We start from the raw sequence: 21123 nt of genomic DNA on the forward strand, positions 1-21123 counted from the left end.
GAGGAACCATGGACTACCTAATTGACGATGGTATGGAAATTACCCTGCACTTCACGCTGAAGCTGGAGGATGGCACGGTAGTCGATTCCACCAAAGAGAAAGCCCCGGCGACGTTTCAGTATGGCGACGGTAACTTACCACCTGGCTTTGAGCACCCGATTAAAGGCATGGCCGCAGGCCAGAGCGGGTCGTTTCAAATCACGCCTGAGCACTCCTTTGGGCAGCATAATCCGCAAAATATTCAAACGCTGAAGCGTGCCGATTTCGGTGATGAAGCACCTGAAGTCGGTATGGTGATGTCATTTGCTGATAAAGCGGGAACGGAACTGCCTGGCGTGGTCAAAAGCATAGACGGCGACCGTGTGGAAGTGGATTTTAACCATCCGCTAGCCGGTCGTACGTTGACGTTTGAAGTCGATGTGCTGAACGTAACGCCCATCACCAAACACTGATTTTAAGCACTCGTTTTCATTTAACCGGCGATGCAAGTTGCATCAAGGCGCTTTTATGCAGTCATCAGAGTCCTCTCAGCCAATACAGATCAAGCTAGCGAACCCGCGCGGTTTTTGTGCTGGCGTGGATCGCGCGATCGACATCGTCAACCGCGCGCTAGATGTCTTCGGCCCGCCCATTTACGTGCGCCACGAGGTGGTGCATAACCGCTTTGTGGTGGAAACATTGCGTGAACGTGGCGCGGTGTTTGTTGAAGAGCTGCATGAAGTGCCTGACGACGTGATCGTGATTTTCTCGGCCCACGGTGTCTCCCGTGCCGTGCAACAAGAAGCCGAGCAGCGCGGTCTCAAAGTCTTCGATGCGACCTGCCCATTGGTCACCAAAGTGCATTTGGAAGTGTTGCGTTATGCTAAGCGCGGCCAAGAGTGCATTTTGATTGGTCACGAAGGCCATCCGGAAGTCGAAGGCACCATGGGGCGTTATGACACTTCCCACGGTGGCCAGATTTACCTGGTCGAAGATGAGCAGGACGTGGCGAAGTTAGCCGTCAACGACCCGTCAGCGCTGGCGTTTGTGACCCAAACCACGCTTTCGATGGATGACACCGCTAAGGTAATTGATGCGCTGCGAGAGAAGTTCCCAGAGATTCAGGGGCCACGCAAAGATGATATCTGTTATGCCACTCAAAACCGCCAGGATGCGGTGCGTGAGCTAGCGGCAGATAGCGACTTGGTATTGGTCGTCGGCAGCCCCAATAGCTCCAACTCTAATCGCCTGCGCGAGCTTTCCGAGCGGATGGGCACGCCTGCCTATTTGATCGATAATGCCGACCAAATTGCGCCAGCGTGGCTGGAAGGTGTCAGCCGCATTGGTGTCACTGCCGGAGCCAGTGCGCCAGAAGTGCTGGTGAAAGGTGTTATCGACAAGCTGCAGACCTTTGGTGCAGAGGTGCCTGTTGAGCTGCAGGGACGCGAAGAGAATATTACCTTTTCTATGCCGAAAGAGCTGCGTGAGCAAGTGATTGTAAGCGACTGATGCAAAGCATATCGGTTTGCGACATACTCAGGGTATGGGCTAACTGATATAGGAGCGCGTTCAGTGCCTTTGCCTTTTGCTAACCGTGCTGGGCGCCAGGAAGCTCGTCAGCACGGTTTTACGCTCATTGAAATGCTGATTGTCGTCGCTATCATCAGCATTTTGGCGGGCATTGCCTACCCCAATTACACCCGCTATGTTGAGCGCTCGCTACGCACGGATGCCCATGCTGGTTTGCTGCAGGCCGCCGCCGAGCTTGAGCGCTGTTACTCTCGCCAATACACGTATGCCGACTGCTCCTTTACTCCCTCTTCTCCCGATGGTAACTACACGATTACAGCCGATGACGGCGGTGAGGACGATGGCGGGTTTTTACTGACGGCGACAACATCACAAACTGACGGTTGTCACAGCGATATTCAATTTAATGCGCGAGGTGAGCGCCTGCCTGAGGCGTGCTGGTAAATGGTTAGGCAAAACGGCTTTTCGCTAATTGAAGCGCTTATCGCGCTGGTGATTTTAGCGTTTGGACTGATAGGTGTCGCCGCGATGCAGATAACAGCACTGCAAAGCGCTAGTGCAGGCTACACGCAGTCGCTAGCGAATGTCGCTGCGCTAGATGCCCAAGAGCGGATATGGGCAGCGCTTTCCTCACACCAAGACTGTGACACGATTCTGTTATCCACCATTGAGTCCGCATGGCATAGCCATTGGTTTGCAGGCCAACAAGCGGCGCTAGGCTATGCCCAGGGGCAACAGAGTCGTATTGAGCGCCAAGGCTGCCGGTTTGATGTGGTGGTGCGCCTGCGGACTGAGCCTAATGGGTCCGACGATATCTTCAACTACGTGTTCCAACTTCCCAATCAGCCGTAAAGGTAGGCCTGCCATGGATGTGCAGCGCGGTTTTACGTTAACAGAGCTACTGGTCGCCATGGTCATTGGGACGGTGGTGATTCTGGGTGCTGGACAGCTTTTCTTGAGCACCTTTCATATCTTTAAGCAGGTAGATCAATTGGGGCGTCATCAGGAAGCGCTTCTTTACGCGGCGACATCAATTACCGACACCCTACGCAGACACGGCGCTACCGACTCAAACGGAGCGCCTTTTTTTCGCCTGCAGTGCGTGGTGATTGAAGCTGACTGTCGCTGCACGGTTCAGGATATGCAGGAGGCTCAGCCGCTGGTCACCTTTGATTATGACGCTGGCGCTAGCTGTGAGCGGGACGAACCGCTTGGAGCGCCCGCCAGCAACGGGGTTAGCGTAGTGTCACTGCCATTAGGTCGGCAAGGGGCCAATATCGATTTCCACGTTACCCATCGAGAGGCTGCTCTGCAGTCTGCGTTTTCGGCTAGTCCATGAACGGTGTGGAGTGTGCACAAGGAGGCGATATGCAGCTTAGACCGCAGGAGCAGGGCGCTGCGCTCGTTGTGGTGATGGCGCTGCTAGCTAGCGCGTTGATTATTGGCGTTATCTGCGTTCAATCTGCGTTTGTGGATGAACGCTTAGCGAGTAATTACCGGGCATCGACGTTAGCGCAAATGCGCGCTGAAATAGCCGCCTCGCAAGCAGTGGCATCATTTAGTGAATTAACCTGGGGAGAAAGCGTGCTCAGAATCAATAGCGATCAAACTCTCCATTGGGATGATGTCGTAGCACACCTGTCGACCACGCTGCTGGGCGATGACTGCGAACACAATAGCTGTTTATTTACGCCCATTGAGCGTGACGGCCAACCTTGGGTAGTGGCGTTAGGTGCGGTTATTAGCGATGCCGATAGTGAAACATTACTAGCACAGAGCCTACCTGTGTTTATCAAAGTAGAAGGAGGAGAGGATCAGACACAGGCGACGGTGGTTTGGCATTAAGTGTACAATGACTTACCTTTTTTTGACCTTTACCCAGCTGGATCCACATTATGAGTCAGACAGCCAAAACCCGCGTGCTGACCGGGATAACCACGACCGGAACGCCACACCTTGGTAACTATGTCGGGGCTATTAAGCCTGCCATTGAGGCAAGCCAAGACCCCAATGTACAGTCGTTTTACTTTCTTGCTGACTATCACGCGCTGATCAAATGCCAAGATCCGAAGCGTGTGCAAGAGTCGCGTCTGGAAATTGCCGCCACGTGGCTTGCGCTAGGGCTAGATACCGATAACGCCATTTTTTATCGTCAGTCGGATATCGCTGAAATTCCCGAATTAATGTGGATGCTTTCTTGTGTGTGCGCCAAGGGGCTGATGAACCGCGCCCACGCATACAAAGCGGCAGTCGCTGACAATGAAGAAGCCGGTGACCAAGACCCTGATAAAGGCGTCACCATGGGGTTGTTCGGCTACCCGGTGTTAATGGCCGCCGACATCTTAATGTTTAATGCCAATAAAGTGCCGGTAGGGCGCGACCAAATTCAGCACATTGAAATGGCGCGTGATATCGGCGGACGTTTCAACCACATGTTTAAAGGCCAGTATTTCGCTCTGCCTGAAGCCGTTGTGGATGAAAAAGGCGAAGTGTTGAAGGGCTTGGACGGTCGTAAAATGTCCAAAAGCTATAACAATACGATCCCGCTTTTCTCTAGCGAGAAAAAACTGCAGAAGCTGGTGCGCAAAATCAAAACTAACTCACTGGAACCCGGTGAGCCCAAAGACCCAGACACCTGCACGCTGTTCCAGATATTCTCAGCGTTTGCCAGCAATGAGGAAGCCGCTGCACTACGCGAGCAGTACGTGGCAGGTATTGGCTGGGGCGACGCTAAGAACCAGGTATTTGATTACTTGAATGCGCACTTAACTGCCCCCCGCGAGCGTTACATCGCGCTTATGGAAGACCCCGCGCATATTGAAGCGGTGCTGCAAAAAGGTGCTGATCGCGCCAGAGAAGAAGCCGCCGTCACCATGGATCGCTTACGTTCCGTAGTAGGTTTAGGACGCTTTGTTTAATATTCTTAAAAAGCATATGCACTGCTGAATAAAGAATTTCCAGCGATCTAAAGCCAGCGTTAGGCTTCTCATTATTGTCCAACTCAGCCAAGCGCCTGTTTCTAACAGGCGCTTTTGGCGTTGTTAGAAGGTGAGCTATGTCGACGATTTCTGCAGTGGCACCTAGTCAGAACCGGGTGCCATTACTCTCAGCGGCAGCCATTGTGCTGGGCGCGGTGATTATCGGTGTCGTGTTTGGCGCCAATATTGGTCTCTTAATGATTGTTGGCGGCTTGCTTGGGCTGGTGCTGTATCACGCGGCATTTGGCTTTACCGCTGCTTGGCGGGTATTTATCACCGAGCGGCGGGGTCGAGGTTTGCGTGCCCAAATGGTGATGTTGGCGATTGCGGTGGTGCTGTTTTTTCCGGCGTTAAGCGCTGGTTCGCTGTTTGGCACTAGCGTGAGTGGTTTTGTTGCGCCGATTGGTATTTCGGTTGTGGTGGGGGCGTTTATCTTTGGTGTAGGCATGCAGTTAGGTGGCGGATGTGCGTCGGGCACACTGTTTACTGCAGGTGGTGGTAATGCACGAATGTTAATCACGCTGCTGTTCTTTATTGTCGGGTCGGTGATTGGTTCGGCGCATTTTACGTGGTGGCAGAGCCTGCCCGCGTTTCAGCCTGTGTCGCTGGTGAATGTGGCAGGTGCTGGCGGTGGTATCGCGATTAGCTTGGTGCTGTTTGCAGCGATTACTGCGTTTACTGTGATTATGGAAAAGCGTCGCCATGGCCACTTGGAGCAGGCACCGCTGGTCGATAAGCCTGGCAGTCAGCGCTGGTTAACGGGGCCGTGGCCGTTGATGGCTGGCGCAGTGGCGCTAGCGCTACTTAATTTCGCAACATTGGCCCTTGCTGGTCGCCCTTGGGGTATTACCTCTGCGTTCGCGCTGTGGGGGGCGAAAGGGTTTGAGCTCGTTGGTGGTGATGTCAGTCAGTGGGGCTATTGGCAAGCGCCCGGTAATGCGGCGGCATTAGAGGCGAGTGTATGGAGTGACATCACGACGGTGATGAACGTTGGCATCATGTTGGGTGCGCTTGCCGCAGCGAGCCTTGCTGGGCGCTTTGCTCCCAACTTCCGCATTCCGTTTAAATCCTTATTAGCGGCTGTTATTGGTGGCGTTATGCTGGGGTATGGCGCGCGGCTGGCATTTGGTTGCAATATTGGCGCTTACTTCAGCGGCATTGCCTCTGGCAGCTTGCATGGCTGGATATGGATGGTTGCGGCGTTCGCCGGCAACATGGTGGGCGTTAAGCTGCGGCCGTTCTTTTTTAGCGGTGTTGAAGGTCGCCAGCCTGTTGCTAAAAGCTGCTAGTAGTTGATCAGTTTTAAGGCTTTTTATGAGCGCCTTGGTAGCTACCAAGGCGTTTTTTTATTGCCATTGCTTATGTCCCTCCCACCTTTGTCGTATTAGCGTGTTACATTACGGATAAACGCCGCCAACGCCCAGCGTTGCTGCATTGCAATAGCAATCGACATAAAAAGAGAGTGCCTATGTCTACGAAGAGTAAACGCCCCCTGTACATTCCTTACGCCGGTCCTTCTTTGCTTGAAATGCCGCTATTGAACAAAGGCAGCGCGTTTACTCAAGAGGAGCGGCTAGCGTTTAACCTGATTGGTTTGTTACCGCAAAAAGTAGAGACCATTGACGAGCAGTTATCGAGGGCTTATCGCCAGTATCAGCAGTGTCATAGTGATTTAGAGAAGCACATTCATTTGCGTGCCATCCAAGATGACAACGAAACGCTGTACTTTCGCTTGGTTTCTCAGCATCTGGAAGAGATGCTACCGATTATTTATACCCCTACGGTCGGGCAGGCATGTCAGGAGTTCTCTAATATTTATCGCAATCACCGGGGGCTGTTCATCAGCTATCCGGATCGCGAGCATATGGACGATATCCTGCGCAGTGCCACCAAAGATAACGTTAAGGTGATTGTTGTCACCGATGGTGAGCGGATTCTAGGGCTGGGTGACCAGGGAATTGGTGGGATGGGTATTCCCATCGGTAAGCTGGCACTTTATACCGCTTGTGGTGGTATTAGCCCCGCCTACACGTTGCCGATTATGATTGATGTGGGCACTAATAATCAGGCATTGCTGGAAGACCCTATGTACATGGGCTGGCGCCATGAGCGGGTTAGCCAGGAAGAGTACGATGCGTTTATGGGGGAATTTATTGCCGCTGTAAAACGTCGCTGGCCGAACGTTCTGCTGCAGTTCGAAGACTTTGCCCAGGCCAATGCGGTGCCACTCTTAGAGCGCTACCGTGACGATTTGTGCTGCTTTAATGACGATGTGCAAGGAACCGCATCAGTGGTGGTGGGCACCTTAATGGCGGCGTGCCAGGCTCGCGATGAAACGATTGCCCAGCAGCGCGTAGTGTTTGTTGGTGGTGGTTCGGCAGGCTGTGGTATTGCTGAGCAGGTGGTCGTGGCCATGCAGGCAGAGGGGCTGACTGAAAGCGAAGCACGGTCGCGAATATTTATTGTTGATCGAGATGGGTTGATGACCACGGATCAGCCTTGGCAGCGGGATTTCCAGCGCCGCTTGGCCCACGATTCTGAGCTGGTGGCTAACTGGAATGGTCAGGGGCTTGAAGAGACCATTGCCCAAATGAAACCAACGATATTGATTGGTGTGTGCGGCAAGCGCGGTATTTTTACCGAACAAGTGGTGCGCACCATGCACGCGGGCTGCGAACATCCGGTGATTATGCCGCTATCTAACCCTACCTCTCAGGCAGAAGCAGTACCCGAAGATGTGATTCGCTGGACTGACGGCCAAGCGCTAGTCGCGACTGGCAGCCCTTTTGCTCCGGTGGTGTATAACGGCCGTACCTATCCAATTGCCCAGTGCAACAATGCCTATATTTTCCCCGGTATCGGGCTAGGTGTGATTGCCGCGAACGCTAATCGCGTGACAGATGAAATGTTGATGAGCGCCTCTCGGGCACTGGCGCGTGAAGCGCCGCTGGTTAAGGAGGGCAAGGGCGCACTGCTACCGCCGCTATCGCGGATTCGCGATATTAGTAAATCGATTGCTTTTGAAGTAGCTGCCCAGGCGCAACAAAACGGCGTGGCGCTTAAAACAAGCGGTACCGAACTACGTGAGCGTATCGAGAGAGCGTGCTGGTCGCCTGAGTATCGTGCTTATCGCCGCAGAGCCTTCTAAGCTTACAAACGAGAAGCCAAACCAGAGCGTAAAAAAAGCCCCCACCATGGTGGGGGCTATGCAAGCATTGGTAGGTTTTACCTTTAGGCTGCGCCGATCATTTTGCGCAACACGTAGTGAAGGATACCACCGTGGCGGTAGTAAGCCAGCTCATTGACGGTATCAATTCGGCACTTGGCATCAACGGTGCGCTCGCCAGCATCATTTTTGATGACGACTTTCACGCTGCCGCCTGGGCTTAAATCGCTTAAGCCAGCAATTGATATCTCTTCATCACCGGTCAAACCCAGCGTTGCACGGCTTTCACCTTCAGGGAACTGCAGCGGTACCACGCCCATGCCAATTAGGTTTGAGCGGTGTATACGTTCATAGGACTCGGCAATAACCGCGCGCACACCCAATAAGCGGGTGCCTTTTGCGGCCCAGTCCCGTGAAGAGCCGGTGCCATACTCTTTACCGGCAATCACCACTAAGGGGGTACCTTCCTCCTTATATTTCATGGCGGCATCGTAAATCGCCATTTGCTCGCCGCTGGGAACGTGGCGGGTCTCGCCACCGACAACCCCATCCAGCATTTCGTTTTTAATGCGCACGTTGGCAAATGTGCCGCGCATCATCACTTCATGGTTACCTCGACGTGAGCCGTAGGAGTTGAAGTCGACGGGCTTAACGCCGTGCTCTTGCAGGTAACGACCCGCAGGGCTGTCGGGCTTGATAGAGCCCGCCGGGGAGATATGGTCGGTCGTCACCGAGTCGCCTAACAGGGCTAGCACACGGGCGTTTTCAACATCCTCAATGGCATCCGGCTCACGCTCCATGCCTTCGAAAAACGGAGGATGTTGAATGTAGGTCGATTCAGGCCACTGGTAAACTTTGCTTTCAGGAACGTTGATGGCTTTCCAGGTATCGTCGCCTTCAAATACTGCTCCATACTCTTTGCGGAACATCTCGGTGTTGACCTGTTCAACCGCACTGGCGATATCTGCTTGAGAAGGCCAGATGTCTTTGAGATAAACCGGGTTGCCGTCATCGTCCTGGCCAAGTGGGTCGGACGTTAAGTTGCACTGTACATTGCCGGCTAACGCATAGGCGACCACCAAGGGCGGTGAGGCTAGCCAGTTTGTTTTGACTAGCGGATGAACGCGGCCTTCAAAGTTGCGGTTACCTGAAAGCACCGATGCCACGGCAAGGTCGCCGCTGCTGATCGCTTTCTCGATCTCATCGGGCAGCGGGCCGGAGTTACCGATACACGTCGTACAACCATAACCGACTAAGTTAAAGCCCAGCGCATTCAGGTCATCGCTTAAGTTCGCGGCTGCTAAGTAGTCGGTTACTACTTTGGAACCGGGGGCTAGCGAGGTTTTAACCCAAGGCTTGGTAGTGAGTCCCTTTTGGCGTGCATTACGTGCTAGCAGTCCGGCGGCCATCATGACGCTGGGGTTGGAGGTGTTGGTACATGAGGTGATAGCGGCAATTACCACGGCACCTGGATCGAGGTTGAAATCCTTGTCGTTAAGTTTAACGGCTTGGCTGGTGTCATGTTTAAAGCTGCGCTCAGCCCCCACCGCCGTTTGGCCGCCTTCCGAGGAGAGCTTTCCTTTTGCGGTTGTGTCTGCGCTAGTGTCCTCTTGCATGAACTTGTCAAAGGCGGCGGCCATGTCTTTTAGCGCCACACGGTCTTGGGGGCGCTTCGGACCAGCAAGACTCGCTTCTACCTCGTCCATGTTGAGGCTGAGAGAGTCGGTGAAGATTGGTTCATCCCCCGGCTCGCGCCATAACCCCTGTGCCTTGCTATAGGCCTCAACCAACGCAATTTGGCCATCTTCGCGGCCAGTAAGACGCATGTAGTTAAGCGTTTCGTCGTCGACTGGGAAAAAGCCACAGGTCGCGCCATATTCCGGCGCCATATTGGCAATAGTGGCACGGTCAGCCAGCGGCAAATCTTTAAGGCCGTCACCGTAGAATTCAACAAACTTACCTACCACGCCTTTTTTACGCAGCATTTCAGTAACGGTGAGTACTAAATCGGTGGCGGTAATGCCTTCGCGCAGCTTGCCGCTAAGCTTGAAGCCAATAACCTCCGGAATCAGCATTGAGACCGGCTGGCCAAGCATGGCGGCTTCGGCTTCGATACCGCCGACGCCCCAGCCAAGTACGCCCAGGCCGTTGATCATAGTGGTGTGGGAGTCGGTGCCGACTAAGGTGTCGGGGTAGGCAAACGTCTGGCCATCCTGCTCTTTTGTCCACACTGCGCGACCCAGGTACTCGAGGTTAACCTGGTGGCAGATGCCGGTGCCGGGCGGAACAACGCTAAAGTTATCGAACGCTTGTTGGCCCCAGCGCAGAAACTCGTAGCGCTCACGGTTGCGCTGCATTTCGATATCGACGTTTTCTTGAAACGCAGTAGCATTGCCGAATTTATCGACCATCACCGAGTGATCAATAACCAGATCAACAGGAGAAAGCGGGTTAATGCGAGCGGGATCTTCGCCGAGTTTCTCAACGGCAGCGCGCATAGAGGCAAGATCTACAACCCCAGGCACGCCGGTGAAATCTTGCATGAGAACACGGGCGGGGCGGTAACCTATTTCACGGCTTGATTTGCCCTCTTTTTGCCAGTCCACTAGCGCCTGAACATCCTCTTGATCGACACTTTCGTCATCGCCAAAGCGCAGTTGGTTTTCGAGCAGAATTTTGAGCGTTTTGGGTAGTCGGTCAATGTTGCCGAGTGCGTCGGCGGCTTTTGGCAGGCTGTAGTATTGATACTGCTGGTTGCCTACTTCTAGCGTGGTGAGCGTATCGGGTATCTTGCCCATTGGTCTCTCCTTTGATTGCTTGGCCTTTAGCGAATTGCTGATCGCAATTAATTGATCGCAATGCTTAGGCGCGACGGTCACTGCTTTGCTTTAATGTGGCTTATCCCCAGTATGGCTTATCTTGTTAATAGCACATGGGTGTTTCACCCCCGGCTTTCAAGGTGTCTTCGCCTAATAGCGAAAGCTAACCCTTGTAATTGCTTGTACTTGACGCCATTTCAGGCAGACTCTCTTGCAAACGATATCTGCTCAATTGTGACAAAGGTGGTGTCATGGAAACGCGTCATGAACGTTTAATTATTCTTGGTTCCGGCCCTGCAGGGTATACGGCAGCGGTGTACGCCGCCCGTGCTAACTTAAAGCCATTGCTGATTACCGGCTTGCAGGCAGGTGGCCAATTGACCACCACAACCGATGTCGATAACTGGCCCGGCGACGCACAAGGTGTTCAGGGACCAGAGTTGATGGAGCGTATGAAGCAGCACGCTGAGCGTTTTAATACGGAAGTGTTGTTCGACCATATCAATGAGGTCAGCTTAGGTGAGAAGCCGTATACCTTAAAAGGGGATAGCGGAATTTACACTTGTGATGCGCTGATTATTGCCACCGGTGCCAGCGCACGTTATCTAGGCTTGCCAACCGAGCAGCAATTTATGGGCCAAGGAGTGTCTGCTTGCGCTACCTGCGATGGCTTCTTTTATCGTAACCAAGAAGTAATTGTGGTGGGAGGCGGTAATACTGCCGTTGAGGAGGCGCTGTATCTCTCAAATATCGCCTCTAAGGTTACGTTGGTGCATCGTCGCGATACGCTGCGCGCCGAGAAAATCCTCCAGGACAAGCTGTTCGAAAAAGTCGAAGCAGGCAAAATTGCCCTTGAGTGGTTCTACGAAGTGGACGAGGTGCTGGGCGATAACTCTGGTGTAACTGGCGTGCGTGTTAAGTCGACTAAAGATGGTTCTACCAAAGAGATTCAAGCGCCTGGGCTGTTCATCGCTATCGGTCATAGCCCTAATACGGGGATTTTTGAGGGCCAGCTGGACATGAATGGCGGCTATATCAAGGTGCAATCGGGCCTTGAAGGCAATGCTACCGCTACCAGCGTGCCAGGCGTCTTTGCCTGTGGTGATGTGATGGATCATATTTATCGTCAGGCGATTACCTCTGCAGGCAGTGGTTGCATGGCAGCGCTAGATGCTGAGCGCTATCTGGATGGCATCGCCTGAGTTAGTCGTGGTTTAACGCCTGCCGCGATCAACAATCGGCGGGCGTTTCATCGATGCGCAGGCGACCCAGTCGACTGAGCACGAGCACTTTTCCTGGAGCGCTTGCCGCACATATATAAAAACGTCCGTTGAAGCCATTTGCATGGCCAAGCGTGCTATAGCTCACACGCCGCTTGTTACGGTTATAAGTGATGGTAGTTGCCTGCTCCTTAGGAAAGACGCGAATAATGTCGCTGTTGGTTATTTGATTTATCGCGTCCCCCTTGATGACCAGTAGCGCGTTACTCCAGTCACTGGTGCAGCTGTTTCTTTGCTGATTGGTTGGACAAACCGTGGCCGTTTCACGCTGTGTAATCGCTGTATTACGAGCCAGCGAAAAGGCGGACTGCAATCTGTTAATATCGGCGGTAACGGCTGTGTTTCGGCCAAGTGCTTGAAAATTTGGCACTCCCCAGGCGGCTAAGGCTGAAATAAGCAGAAGAGCAATAATAAGTTCGATCAGGGTAAAGCCTTGGATACGCGTGTGTGGAACGCCGTTATTGTTAGCTGACATGGTGGCTCCAGGCGTGTGTTTTTCTACAGCCTACCTCGCGGTGATCGTTTTTTATGTAAGCCAAAGCGGACAAACGTTGTGAGCAATTTCTTAATTATTGGCGGTGGCGTGATCGGTATGATGACGGCACTGCAGCTAGCAGATGCTGGCCAACAGGTTACTTTAGTGGAGCGCGGCATTTGCGGACAGGAGTCTTCCTGGGCCGGTGGCGGCATTGTCTCGCCGCTTTACCCATGGCGGTATGCGCCGCCAATCTCGCAGCTTTCGCGCTGGTCAGAGGGCGTGTATCCCACGCTGTCGCTACGCTTGTTGGAAGAAACCGGCATTGACCCTGAATATCGCCAAAAAGGGCTGCTCTATCTCAACGTTGACGATGCAGACACTGCGCTTGGTTGGGCGAGAGGTTTAGCCAAGCCGCTGGAGCGTGTTAGCGCTGAGTTTGTTCGTCAGAAGGAGCCCATGGTGGCATCAGCGCAGGAGAGTGCGCTGTGGATGCCGACACTTGGCAGTGTGCGTAACCCACGCCTGGGGCAGGCGTTGCGCGCTCGGCTGCTGGCAATGCCGAACGTTGTGGTTAATGAAGGCTGTGAGGTAAGCCGTTTTATAACGCGTGATCGACAGGTGTTGGGCGTTGCGACTGCGCAAGGGGAGCTGCGCGCTGAAAAAGTGGTGGTATGTGGCGGCGCCTGGACAGCCAGACTGTTAGAAAGCTTAACGGTTCGCCTGCCGGTACGCCCCGTCAAAGGCCAAATGATTGCTTATCAAGCGCCGCCAGGGTTAGTGCAGCGCGTGGTATTGAAGGATGGCCGCTATATTATCCCGCGTAGTGATGGGTTGCTGTTGGTAGGCTCAACCTTAGAAGAAGCGGGGTTTGATAAAACGACCGATAGTGAAGCTCTGGCATCACTCAAACAGACCGCTGAAAGCATTGTGCCTGGGTTATCAGATTATCCGGTTGCTTACCATTGGGCAGGGTTGCGCCCCGGCTCACCGGACGGCATTCCATTTATTGGGGCGCTGCCGGGGTGGTCTGATATGTACGTCAATGCGGGCCATTACCGCAATGGGTTAGTGCTGGCACCTGCGTCTACTCATGTGTTGGTTGATCTGCTATTAGGGCGTGAGCCACTTATCGACCCAGCGCCTTTTCAGCCGACAGCAGATCGATTAATCACGGATTTGGCATAGCTTACGGCTGACGCTGTCTATCGTTAGCGATTTCAATCGCGGTTCTGCTTATCTTGTTGCTCTTGCAAAAAACGATCCCGATGAGCGCTTGAGCAAAACCACTGTTCGCTATCGCGTAAGGCTTCTTCTTCCGGAACGTGGACATCGCACCAGCGGCAGCGCACCATTTGTCCGCCTTCATGGCGTTTGGGTTCGCTCTGTTGGTGGGAAAGTTTGCGCTCTCGGTAGAGACCATAAAGTTTCAGGCCCACATAGAACAGCACGGCAAAAATAATCAGCCGAATGATCAAAAGGTTCATCCTCTATGACTCCCATGGTGGGATGTAATAATAGCTAGAGTAACATGAGCGCCGGCTAACCTTTGCCAGTTGGCAGTCCTTGCGGGACAATGTACTAAGGTGAGCGGCAACGTGTTCTAAAGATTCTCAAGAGATTTTAACGCCCATGCAAGACTTAACGCTGGTAATGGCCCAACTCGACCCTCTAGTGGGAGATATTCCCGGCAATGCTGCACGCGCCATTGAAGCGGTGCGCGAAGCGAGGATCGAGCATGGGGCGGATATTGTTGTCTTCCCAGAGCTTTTCTTGTCCGGTTATCCGCCGGAAGATCTGCTACTTCGCCCATCGATGGAAGCTCGCTTGCGTGAAGCACGGGCGAAAATGGCAGAAAAAATCGCCCGCGATGTGCTGGTGATTATTGGCTACCCAGGCGTCCGTGAAGGCAAGCGGTATAACCTGGCGGGTGTGCTGTATAACGGCCAATGGGAAGCGGAGTATGCTAAGCAGGCACTGCCGAACTATCAGGTGTTTGATGAGCAGCGTTACTTTACGCCTGGTACCGAACCGCTGGTTTACGAGCACAAAGGTGCCAAGCTAGGGCTGCTGATTTGTGAAGACCTTTGGGAAGGCACTCCGGTCAATGCTGCCCGTGAAGCCGGTGCAGAAGTGCTGATCAGCTTAAACGCCTCGCCTTATCATCAGGATAAGCCTAGCGAGCGCTTGCGCTTGTTAGAGCAGCGTGCCCAGGATGTCAACCGCCCGATTGTGTATGTGAACACTATCGGCGGTCAGGATGAGCTGGTTTTCGACGGCGGTTCTAGCTGTGTAGATGCCCAGGGCGAACTCAAAGTGCTGGCGCCTTCTTGGCAAGCAGGCTTAATGCCCGTTCAGCTGCTGCAAACGAGCGCTAATACCTGGGAACCCCAGGCGGGTGAAATTGAGCCAGAGGTTGAGCCTGAAGAGAGCCTTTACTGTGCCTTGGTGACAGGGCTGCGTGACTACGTCAACAAAAGCGGTTTTCAAGGCGTTGTTCTGGGGCTTTCCGGTGGTATCGATTCCGCTCTTTCCTTAGCGATTGCCGTCGATGCGCTGGGCCCTCAGCGTGTGCAAGCAGTGATGATGCCTTACCACTATACGGCGGATATCTCGAAGCAGGACGCTGCCGAACAGGCTGACATGCTGGGCGTTCATTATGACGTAATGCCCATCGAGCCGATGGTCGACGCGTTTATGGGCACGCTGGCAGAAAGTTTCGCTGGCGCCGAGCGGGATACCACTGAAGAGAACCTGCAGTCGCGCTGTCGCGGCGTTCTGCTGATGGCGATCTCCAATAAGAAAGGCCTGATGGTGCTTACGACCGGCAATAAAAGTGAAATGGCTGTGGGTTACGCCACGCTTTATGGCGATATGGTGGGCGGCTATAACGCCATCAAAGATGTCTATAAAACCTGGGTGTATCGCTTAGCCCGCTGGCGTAATACCCAGTCGCCCGCTATTCCAGAGCGAGTGATTGAGCGCCCGCCCAGTGCGGAGCTGGCGCCCGACCAGCAAGACAGTGACTCATTGCCTGATTACGACGTGCTAGATGCCATTCTGGTGAGCTACATTGAAGGCGATATGAGTGCTGAGGCCATTATTGCCGCTGGGTTTGATGAGGAAGATGTTTATAAAGTAGTGAAGCTTGTTGATCGCTGCGAATATAAGCGCCGTCAAGCCCCGGTCGGAGTGCGGGTGACGCCCAGAGGGTTTGGGCGCGACCGGCGCTACCCGATTGTTAATGGTTGGCAGCCTGGCGATTAAGCATCAAAAACGCCCTAAATCGTGCTTCAGCATGATTTAGGGCGTTGTACACCTGACTAATCCATCCTATGCGGTCATCGGACCAGGCGTTATTTTACAGGCGCTTATTCATAAGTGCTTAGGCTTGAAACGACCATTGCTAAGCTGCTCATGGTTTGGCGCATTTTCGCGCAGTACGGCAAGCACTTCGTTGGCGCGGTCGTCCATGCCAAGTCCTTGATAGCCTTCTACCATGGTTGCCAGCGCGTCACGCGTTGCGTTGGACTCCGGATAGTTTTCAATCACCCAGCGACCTCGTTCAACGGCGGCCAGGAAGGCACCGCGACGCAAGTAGTAATCGGCAACGTGCAGTTCATGACGTGCCAGCAATTCACGCAGATACACAATGCGTTGCTGGGCATCCGGGGCATATTCGCTTTGAGGGAAGCGCTGAATTAATTCGCGGAAGTCGTTGTAAGCATCCCGTGAAGCACCTAAGTCACGCTTAGAAATATCAATCAGGCGCAAGCGTTCAAGGCTAAATCGCCCTGCCTGCCAAGCCGAAAGGCCGCGCAAGTAGTAGGCGTAATCCACTTGAGGGTGGTCAGGGTGCAAGCGAATAAAGCGGCTGGCAGCGGCGCGTGCCTCTTCCCAGTTGCTGTTTTCGTAGTAAGCGTAAATTAGCTCAAGCTGAGCTTGTTCGGCATGGGGGCCAAATGGGTAGCGGGTATCAAGCGCTTCCAGTCGCTCAATGGCAATTGGGAAACGGTTGCTATCCAGCGCTGTGCGGGCAAGTTCATAGAGCTCACGTTCTTGCACACCTGAGAATTCATCCTCTTCTTCAGGTGTGGTGTCGTTACTGGCACAGCCTGCCAAAAGGGCAAGGCTTAAGGCTAGAACGCCAAAGCGGTTGGCAGCGGAAAAAGCGCGCATCATCATCCTCGTTGCAAACAAGCCTCAATCACCGAAAAGCGACGATGGCCATAAGTAGAAATGGTAGAATAGGTCGCAGTTCGCCCACTATAAATCACCTAGACGCAAAACGCAGGCTTAGCGACACTCTAATGCCATGTGAAGAGTTAAAAGCATTATAGGGTAGCCGCGGTTGTTTGCGTCTTAAAGAGGTTGTTCATGTCTCGTATTGTTGAAGCCACGCAGCGAGTACCCGCGACATTAGCTGGCGCGCGTTTAGACCAGGCCGCCGCTGAGTTGTTCAGCGATTATTCCCGCGAGCGTTTGAAAGCGTGGATCAACGCCGGTGAGCTCACTGTCGACGGCGCTAAAGTAAAACCGAAGGCCAAGCTGCACGGCCACGAAACATTAGCGCTAAAAGCGACTATTGAAGACGATACTCGTTTTGAGCCCCAAGATATTCCGCTTGATATCGTTTATGAAGACGACGCGGTGATGGTCATCAATAAGGCCGCTGGCATGGTGGTTCATCCCGCCGCGGGCAATCCTGATGGCACGTTGTTGAATGCGTTGCTCCATCATCATCCTGCACTGGCAGAAGTGCCCCGGGCGGGCATAGTCCATCGTCTGGATAAAGACACTACTGGTCTAATGATGGTGGCAAAAACATTGCCCGCACAAACGACGCTGGTTGAGCAGTTGCAGGCGCGCAGCGTTTCTCGCCAATATGATGCCGTGGTGATTGGCAAGCCCGTGTCGGGCAGCACTATCGACGCGCCCATTGGCCGACACCCAAAAGACCGCAAGCGCCAAGCGGTCACGGCTTCTGGGAAACCGGCAGTGACTCACTTTCGGGTAGTTGAGCGCTTTCGCGCGCATACCCATGTGCGTTGCCAGCTGGAAACCGGGCGTACCCACCAAATTCGCGTTCATATGGCACATGCCCGCTACCCCTTGATTGGCGATCCGCTCTATAGTGGCCGTGCTAAGCTGCCGCCGGGCGCTGCGGCGCCGCTAAAAGAGATTTTGCGTGAATTTCCGCGTCAGGCGCTGCATGCTCGAAAGCTCAGTTTTGTGCATCCGGTGAGTGGTGAAACGCTTACTTTTCATGCCGACTTACCTGATGATCTACTGATGCTGTTGGATTACCTGCGCGAAGATAGTGAGACCATGAGATGAGCGATGCGATTGATCTAAAGCCCACGCTGCTGTTACCTGATTGGCCAGCCCCCGCTAATGTGCGGGCGTTTGTGACTACTCGGGAAACAGGGCCGAGCCAGGATGATTTTGCCGCTTTCAATCCAGCGAGCCACGTCGGCGATAATGCTGATCATGTCGCGCTATGCCGGCGCTTGTTGCATAAAGAAGTTGGCGATGATCGACCGCTGCTGTGGCTTAATCAAACCCATGGCGCACGTGTTCAGCAGGAGTATCAAGACGATACACCGGAAGCAGACGCCTCGGTTGCCAGCAGCAACGACTATGCCTGTGTGGTGTTAACCGCAGACTGCTTGCCGGTGATGTTCTGCAATCGCCAAGGGACTCAGGTAGCCATTGCCCATGCGGGCTGGCGCGGGCTGGCGGGTGGCGTGTTGGAAGCGACCGTGGCGGCCATGAACTGCGATCCAGATGATATTTTGGTTTGGCTAGGGCCGGCGATCTCAAATGCTCAATTTGAGGTGGGGCCAGAAGTGTATGGGGCCTTTGTTGCGGTACACCCGGAGACCGCCGAAGCGTTTGACCATAGCCCCTATCGTCTTGGCCACTATATGGCAGATCTTTATCGCTTAGCGCGCTTTCGTTTAGAAGCGCTAGGGATCCATCACATCAGTGGTGGCCACTTCTGCACTGCCTGCGAGTCGCGTTTTTACTCCTACCGCCGAGACAATGGCAACACTGGGCGCATGGCAAGTGTGATCTGGATCAATTAAGCAGCACTATTCCTTCGAGCTTGTTAGGCACAGCTCTTGAAATACGTGGAACTGACTCCATTAAACTTGTCAAGCTAAACGTTTTTAGTACGTCAACGTTTCTAGCATATTAAAGACAAGTTATTGGGAAGCACCGTGGGTCCAAACGCACGGTTTCCCCAGGAGGAACTCCATGCGATTCGATAAATTTACTGCCAAATTACAGGCCGCTATTTCTGAAGCACAATCCCTTGCGGTAGGGCACGGCCATAACCAGCTTGATCCCGCGCACTTAGTGCTTGCGTTACTCGATACCAAAGACACTGGCATCAAAGCCCTGGTTGAAAAAGCTGGGGGCAGCAGCTCGCGCCTGCGCGACGGTTTGCAGAAACAGCTAGATGACTTACCTAAGGTAAGCCAATTCGACGGTGACGTTCAGCCATCCCGCGACTTCATTAAATTATTCAATCTAACTGACCGGGAAGCGCAGAAGCGTGGCGACCAGTTCATTGCCAGTGAATTAGTACTTCTGGCTGCACTGGAAATGAACGGTGCGATCACCAAACTGATGAAAGAGGCAGGGCTCAGCCGCAAAGCCTTGGAAGCCGCAATCAATAGTTTACGCGGTGGTGCTAAGGTCGACGACCCGAATGCCGAAGATCAGCGTGAAGCACTTAGCAAATACACCATGGACCTAACCCAGCGTGCCTTAGACGGCAAGCTGGACCCCGTAATTGGCCGTGATGATGAAATTCGCCGCACGATTCAGGTGCTGCAGCGTCGTACCAAAAATAATCCGGTACTGATCGGTGAGCCAGGGGTGGGTAAAACCGCCATTGTCGAAGGGCTGGCCCAGCGCATTGTGAATGGCGAAGTGCCTGAAGGCTTGAAAGAGAAGCGTGTCCTTTCCTTGGATATGGGCTCGCTGCTGGCGGGTGCCAAATTCCGTGGTGAATTTGAAGAGCGTCTGAAAGCGGTGCTCAAAGAGCTTTCCCAGGAAGAAGGCCGGGTCATCCTGTTTATTGATGAGCTGCACACCATGGTGGGCGCAGGTAAGGCTGAAGGTGCGATGGATGCAGGCAACATGCTTAAGCCTGCGCTGGCGCGTGGCGAGCTGCACTGTGTGGGCGCGACCACCCTGGATGAGTACCGCAAATACATTGAAAAAGACGCCGCGCTGGAACGTCGCTTCCAGAAGGTGTTGGTCGATGAGCCCTCTGAAGAGGACACGGTGGCTATTCTACGTGGCTTAAAAGAGCGCTATGAAGTCCACCACGGCGTGGATATTACCGACTCGGCGATTATCGCCGCGGCTAAGCTCTCTACCCGCTATATCACTGATAGGCAGTTGCCCGACAAAGCCATTGACCTGATTGATGAGGCAGCGTCACGTATCCGCATGGAGCTGGACTCTAAGCCTGAAGAGATGGATAGGCTGGATCGTCGCCTAATCCAGCTGAAAATGGAGCGCGAAGCGCTTAAGAAAGAGACCGATGAGGCCACTAAGAAACGCCTTGAGGCGCTGAACAACCAGATTCATGAGCTGGAGCGCGAATACGCTGACTTGGATGAAATCTGGAAAGCTGAAAAAGCCAGTATTCAAGGCGCAGCCCAATTTAAAGCAGAGCTTGAGCAGGCGCGCATTGACCTTGAACAAGCGCGTCGCCAGGGCGATCTGGGGCGTATGTCCGAGATTCAGTACGGCAAAATTCCGGCGCTTGAGAAGAAAATCAGCGAAGCGGGTGAAGGCGAAGCTGATATTGCCAGCCACCAGCTGCTGCGCTCAAACGTTACCGAAGAAGAGATTGCCGAGGTGGTTTCTCGCTGGACAGGCATACCGGTCTCCAAAATGCTGGAAGGCGAGCGGGACAAGCTGCTGCGTATGGAAGAAGCGCTACATGAGCGAGTGATTGGCCAGCATGAAGCGGTAGAGGCCGTGGCTAACGCCGTTCGCCGCTCGCGGGCAGGGCTGTCTGACCCCAATCGACCCAACGGCTCGTTCCTGTTCCTCGGCCCAACCGGGGTGGGTAAAACAGAGCTATGTAAGTCGCTGGCTAACTTCTTGTTCGATACTGAAGAGGCGATGGTGCGTATCGACATGTCGGAGTTTATGGAGAAGCACTCCGTGGCTCGCTTGATTGGTGCGCCTCCTGGCTATGTAGGTTATGAAGAGGGTGGTTACTTAACTGAGGCGGTGCGTCGTAAGCCCTACTCGGTGCTGTTACTAGACGAAGTGGAAAAGGCGCATCCGGATGTGTTCAATATCCTGCTGCAAGTGCTGGAGGATGGTCGTCTAACTGATGGGCAAGGTCGCACAGTCGATTTCCGTAACACGGTAATCGTGATGACTTCTAACATGGGCTCGGACATCATCCAGCGCATGGGGGGAGATGATAGCGACTACGAAGTCATGAAAAATGCAGTGATGGAAGTGGTGGGTAACCATTTCCGCCCTGAATTGATTAACCGCATTGATGAGGTGGTGGTGTTCCACGCCCTTGGCCAAGAGCAAATTCAGGCGATTGCCGGTATTCAGTTAGCGCGTTTGAAAGCTCGCTTGGCTGAGCATGACCTGAGCCTGGAAATTAGCGATGACGCCATGGCTCAGCTGGCGGTGGTCGGTTTCGACCCGGTGTATGGCGCAAGGCCGCTGAAGCGGGCGATCCAAAGCCGCATCGAGAACCCATTGGCTCAAGACCTGCTGGCGGGCAAGTACGCCCCTGGCGACACTATTCATATCAGTGCGAGTGAAGGCAAGCTGGTATTTGAGTAAGGTGGGTAATTAAAACGCCTACGTTCTCAACGCGTCTGCGCAGTGATCCTCAGCA

General features: G+C 53.7%; 19 protein-coding genes. 15 read left to right on the forward strand and 4 right to left on the reverse strand.

Annotated elements, in window-relative coordinates; all coding sequences use genetic code 11:
• Positions 1 to 8: 8 nt before the first annotated feature.
• The 9 genes from fkpB (at position 9) to HVE01_RS16010 (ending at position 7635) form a co-directional block, all read left to right on the forward strand.
• A complete protein-coding gene (gene fkpB, locus HVE01_RS15970) occupies positions 9 to 452 on the forward strand; it encodes an FKBP-type peptidyl-prolyl cis-trans isomerase (RefSeq protein WP_125751655.1) in 444 nt (147 codons plus the stop codon).
• A 55-nt stretch (positions 453 to 507) separates the two neighbouring features.
• Entirely contained in the window at positions 508 to 1488 is a 981-nt protein-coding gene (ispH, locus tag HVE01_RS15975) for a 4-hydroxy-3-methylbut-2-enyl diphosphate reductase (protein WP_038478382.1), read from the forward strand.
• Between the two features lie 63 nt (positions 1489 to 1551).
• A complete protein-coding gene (locus HVE01_RS15980) occupies positions 1552 to 1953 on the forward strand; it encodes a type IV pilin protein (RefSeq protein ID WP_146945088.1) in 402 nt (133 codons plus the stop codon).
• On the forward strand, positions 1954 to 2361 hold the full coding sequence (locus HVE01_RS15985) for a type IV pilus modification PilV family protein (RefSeq protein ID WP_146945089.1): 408 nt from the start codon (positions 1954 to 1956) through the stop codon (positions 2359 to 2361). It begins immediately after the preceding gene.
• A gap of 13 nt (positions 2362 to 2374) precedes the next feature.
• On the forward strand, positions 2375 to 2848 hold the full coding sequence (locus HVE01_RS15990) for a PilW family protein (protein WP_146945090.1): 474 nt from the start codon (positions 2375 to 2377) through the stop codon (positions 2846 to 2848).
• 29 nt (positions 2849 to 2877) lie between these two features.
• A complete protein-coding gene (locus HVE01_RS15995) occupies positions 2878 to 3354 on the forward strand; it encodes a pilus assembly PilX family protein (protein ID WP_244973753.1) in 477 nt (158 codons plus the stop codon).
• A 50-nt stretch (positions 3355 to 3404) separates the two neighbouring features.
• Complete coding sequence (locus tag HVE01_RS16000) at positions 3405 to 4427, forward strand: tryptophan--tRNA ligase (RefSeq protein ID WP_146945091.1); 1023 nt, start codon at positions 3405 to 3407, stop codon at positions 4425 to 4427.
• Positions 4428 to 4564: 137 nt separating this feature from the next.
• Positions 4565 to 5776, forward strand: coding sequence for a YeeE/YedE family protein (locus HVE01_RS16005; RefSeq protein WP_146945092.1), 1212 nt, complete (start codon positions 4565 to 4567; stop codon positions 5774 to 5776).
• A gap of 179 nt (positions 5777 to 5955) precedes the next feature.
• A complete protein-coding gene (locus HVE01_RS16010) occupies positions 5956 to 7635 on the forward strand; it encodes an NAD-dependent malic enzyme (RefSeq protein WP_146945093.1) in 1680 nt (559 codons plus the stop codon).
• 83 nt (positions 7636 to 7718) lie between these two features.
• On the opposite strand, the gene acnA is transcribed toward HVE01_RS16010, so the two are convergent.
• A complete protein-coding gene (gene acnA, locus HVE01_RS16015) occupies positions 7719 to 10451 on the reverse strand; it encodes an aconitate hydratase AcnA (RefSeq protein ID WP_146945094.1) in 2733 nt (910 codons plus the stop codon).
• Between the two features lie 272 nt (positions 10452 to 10723).
• On the opposite strand from acnA, the gene trxB reads away from it, so the two are divergent.
• Complete coding sequence (gene trxB, locus HVE01_RS16020) at positions 10724 to 11674, forward strand: thioredoxin-disulfide reductase (protein WP_125751631.1); 951 nt, start codon at positions 10724 to 10726, stop codon at positions 11672 to 11674.
• A gap of 28 nt (positions 11675 to 11702) precedes the next feature.
• Here trxB and HVE01_RS16025 read toward each other — a convergent pair whose 3' ends face one another.
• Complete coding sequence (locus tag HVE01_RS16025) at positions 11703 to 12227, reverse strand: GspH/FimT family protein (protein ID WP_125751628.1); 525 nt, start codon at positions 12225 to 12227, stop codon at positions 11703 to 11705.
• Positions 12228 to 12305: 78 nt separating this feature from the next.
• Between HVE01_RS16025 and thiO the strand changes: the two genes are divergently transcribed.
• Complete coding sequence (thiO, locus tag HVE01_RS16030) at positions 12306 to 13415, forward strand: glycine oxidase ThiO (protein ID WP_146945095.1); 1110 nt, start codon at positions 12306 to 12308, stop codon at positions 13413 to 13415.
• Positions 13416 to 13447: 32 nt separating this feature from the next.
• Here the strand turns inward: thiO and HVE01_RS16035 are convergent, their stop codons facing one another.
• A complete protein-coding gene (locus tag HVE01_RS16035; protein WP_146945096.1) occupies positions 13448 to 13714 on the reverse strand; it encodes a PP0621 family protein in 267 nt (88 codons plus the stop codon).
• A gap of 145 nt (positions 13715 to 13859) precedes the next feature.
• On the opposite strand from HVE01_RS16035, the gene HVE01_RS16040 reads away from it, so the two are divergent.
• Positions 13860 to 15494, forward strand: coding sequence for an NAD+ synthase (locus tag HVE01_RS16040; protein WP_125751622.1), 1635 nt, complete (start codon positions 13860 to 13862; stop codon positions 15492 to 15494).
• Between the two features lie 108 nt (positions 15495 to 15602).
• On the opposite strand, the gene HVE01_RS16045 is transcribed toward HVE01_RS16040, so the two are convergent.
• A complete protein-coding gene (locus HVE01_RS16045) occupies positions 15603 to 16406 on the reverse strand; it encodes an outer membrane protein assembly factor BamD (RefSeq protein WP_146945097.1) in 804 nt (267 codons plus the stop codon).
• Positions 16407 to 16604: 198 nt separating this feature from the next.
• Here HVE01_RS16045 and rluD point away from each other — a divergent pair, with 198 nt between their 5' ends.
• The 3 genes from rluD (at position 16605) to clpB (ending at position 21068) form a co-directional block, all read left to right on the forward strand.
• Positions 16605 to 17564 (forward strand): 23S rRNA pseudouridine(1911/1915/1917) synthase RluD, encoded by a 960-nt coding sequence (gene rluD / locus HVE01_RS16050; RefSeq protein WP_125751616.1) that lies wholly within the window; start codon positions 16605 to 16607, stop codon positions 17562 to 17564.
• Entirely contained in the window at positions 17561 to 18316 is a 756-nt protein-coding gene (gene pgeF, locus HVE01_RS16055; protein WP_125751612.1) for a peptidoglycan editing factor PgeF, read from the forward strand. Before rluD ends, pgeF begins: the two co-directional genes overlap by 4 nt.
• 172 nt (positions 18317 to 18488) lie before the next feature.
• On the forward strand, positions 18489 to 21068 hold the full coding sequence (clpB, locus tag HVE01_RS16060) for an ATP-dependent chaperone ClpB (protein ID WP_146945098.1): 2580 nt from the start codon (positions 18489 to 18491) through the stop codon (positions 21066 to 21068).
• Positions 21069 to 21123 lie beyond the last annotated feature (55 nt).

This window comes from Vreelandella venusta, assembly GCF_007989605.1.
In the GTDB taxonomy this organism is placed as follows: domain Bacteria; phylum Pseudomonadota; class Gammaproteobacteria; order Pseudomonadales; family Halomonadaceae; genus Vreelandella; species Vreelandella venusta.

Excerpts from the sequence above, each read along its gene's own strand:
- fkpB (WP_125751655.1), top strand. The coding sequence starts at position 9 with ATGGACTACCTAATTGACGATGGTATGGAAATTACCCTGCACTTCACG.
- ispH (WP_038478382.1), top strand. The coding sequence starts at position 508 with ATGCAGTCATCAGAGTCCTCTCAGCCAATACAGATCAAGCTAGCGAAC.
- HVE01_RS15985 (WP_146945089.1), top strand. The coding sequence starts at position 1,954 with ATGGTTAGGCAAAACGGCTTTTCGCTAATTGAAGCGCTTATCGCGCTG.
- HVE01_RS15990 (WP_146945090.1), top strand. The coding sequence starts at position 2,375 with ATGGATGTGCAGCGCGGTTTTACGTTAACAGAGCTACTGGTCGCCATG.
- HVE01_RS15995 (WP_244973753.1), top strand. The coding sequence starts at position 2,878 with ATGCAGCTTAGACCGCAGGAGCAGGGCGCTGCGCTCGTTGTGGTGATG.
- HVE01_RS16000 (WP_146945091.1), top strand. The coding sequence starts at position 3,405 with ATGAGTCAGACAGCCAAAACCCGCGTGCTGACCGGGATAACCACGACC.
- HVE01_RS16005 (WP_146945092.1), top strand. The coding sequence starts at position 4,565 with ATGTCGACGATTTCTGCAGTGGCACCTAGTCAGAACCGGGTGCCATTA.
- HVE01_RS16010 (WP_146945093.1), top strand. The coding sequence starts at position 5,956 with ATGTCTACGAAGAGTAAACGCCCCCTGTACATTCCTTACGCCGGTCCT.
- acnA (WP_146945094.1), bottom strand. The coding sequence starts at position 10,451 with ATGGGCAAGATACCCGATACGCTCACCACGCTAGAAGTAGGCAACCAG.
- trxB (WP_125751631.1), top strand. The coding sequence starts at position 10,724 with ATGGAAACGCGTCATGAACGTTTAATTATTCTTGGTTCCGGCCCTGCA.
- HVE01_RS16025 (WP_125751628.1), bottom strand. The coding sequence starts at position 12,227 with ATGTCAGCTAACAATAACGGCGTTCCACACACGCGTATCCAAGGCTTT.
- HVE01_RS16035 (WP_146945096.1), bottom strand. The coding sequence starts at position 13,714 with ATGAACCTTTTGATCATTCGGCTGATTATTTTTGCCGTGCTGTTCTAT.
- HVE01_RS16040 (WP_125751622.1), top strand. The coding sequence starts at position 13,860 with ATGCAAGACTTAACGCTGGTAATGGCCCAACTCGACCCTCTAGTGGGA.
- HVE01_RS16045 (WP_146945097.1), bottom strand. The coding sequence starts at position 16,406 with ATGCGCGCTTTTTCCGCTGCCAACCGCTTTGGCGTTCTAGCCTTAAGC.
- rluD (WP_125751616.1), top strand. The coding sequence starts at position 16,605 with ATGTCTCGTATTGTTGAAGCCACGCAGCGAGTACCCGCGACATTAGCT.
- pgeF (WP_125751612.1), top strand. The coding sequence starts at position 17,561 with ATGAGCGATGCGATTGATCTAAAGCCCACGCTGCTGTTACCTGATTGG.
- clpB (WP_146945098.1), top strand. The coding sequence starts at position 18,489 with ATGCGATTCGATAAATTTACTGCCAAATTACAGGCCGCTATTTCTGAA.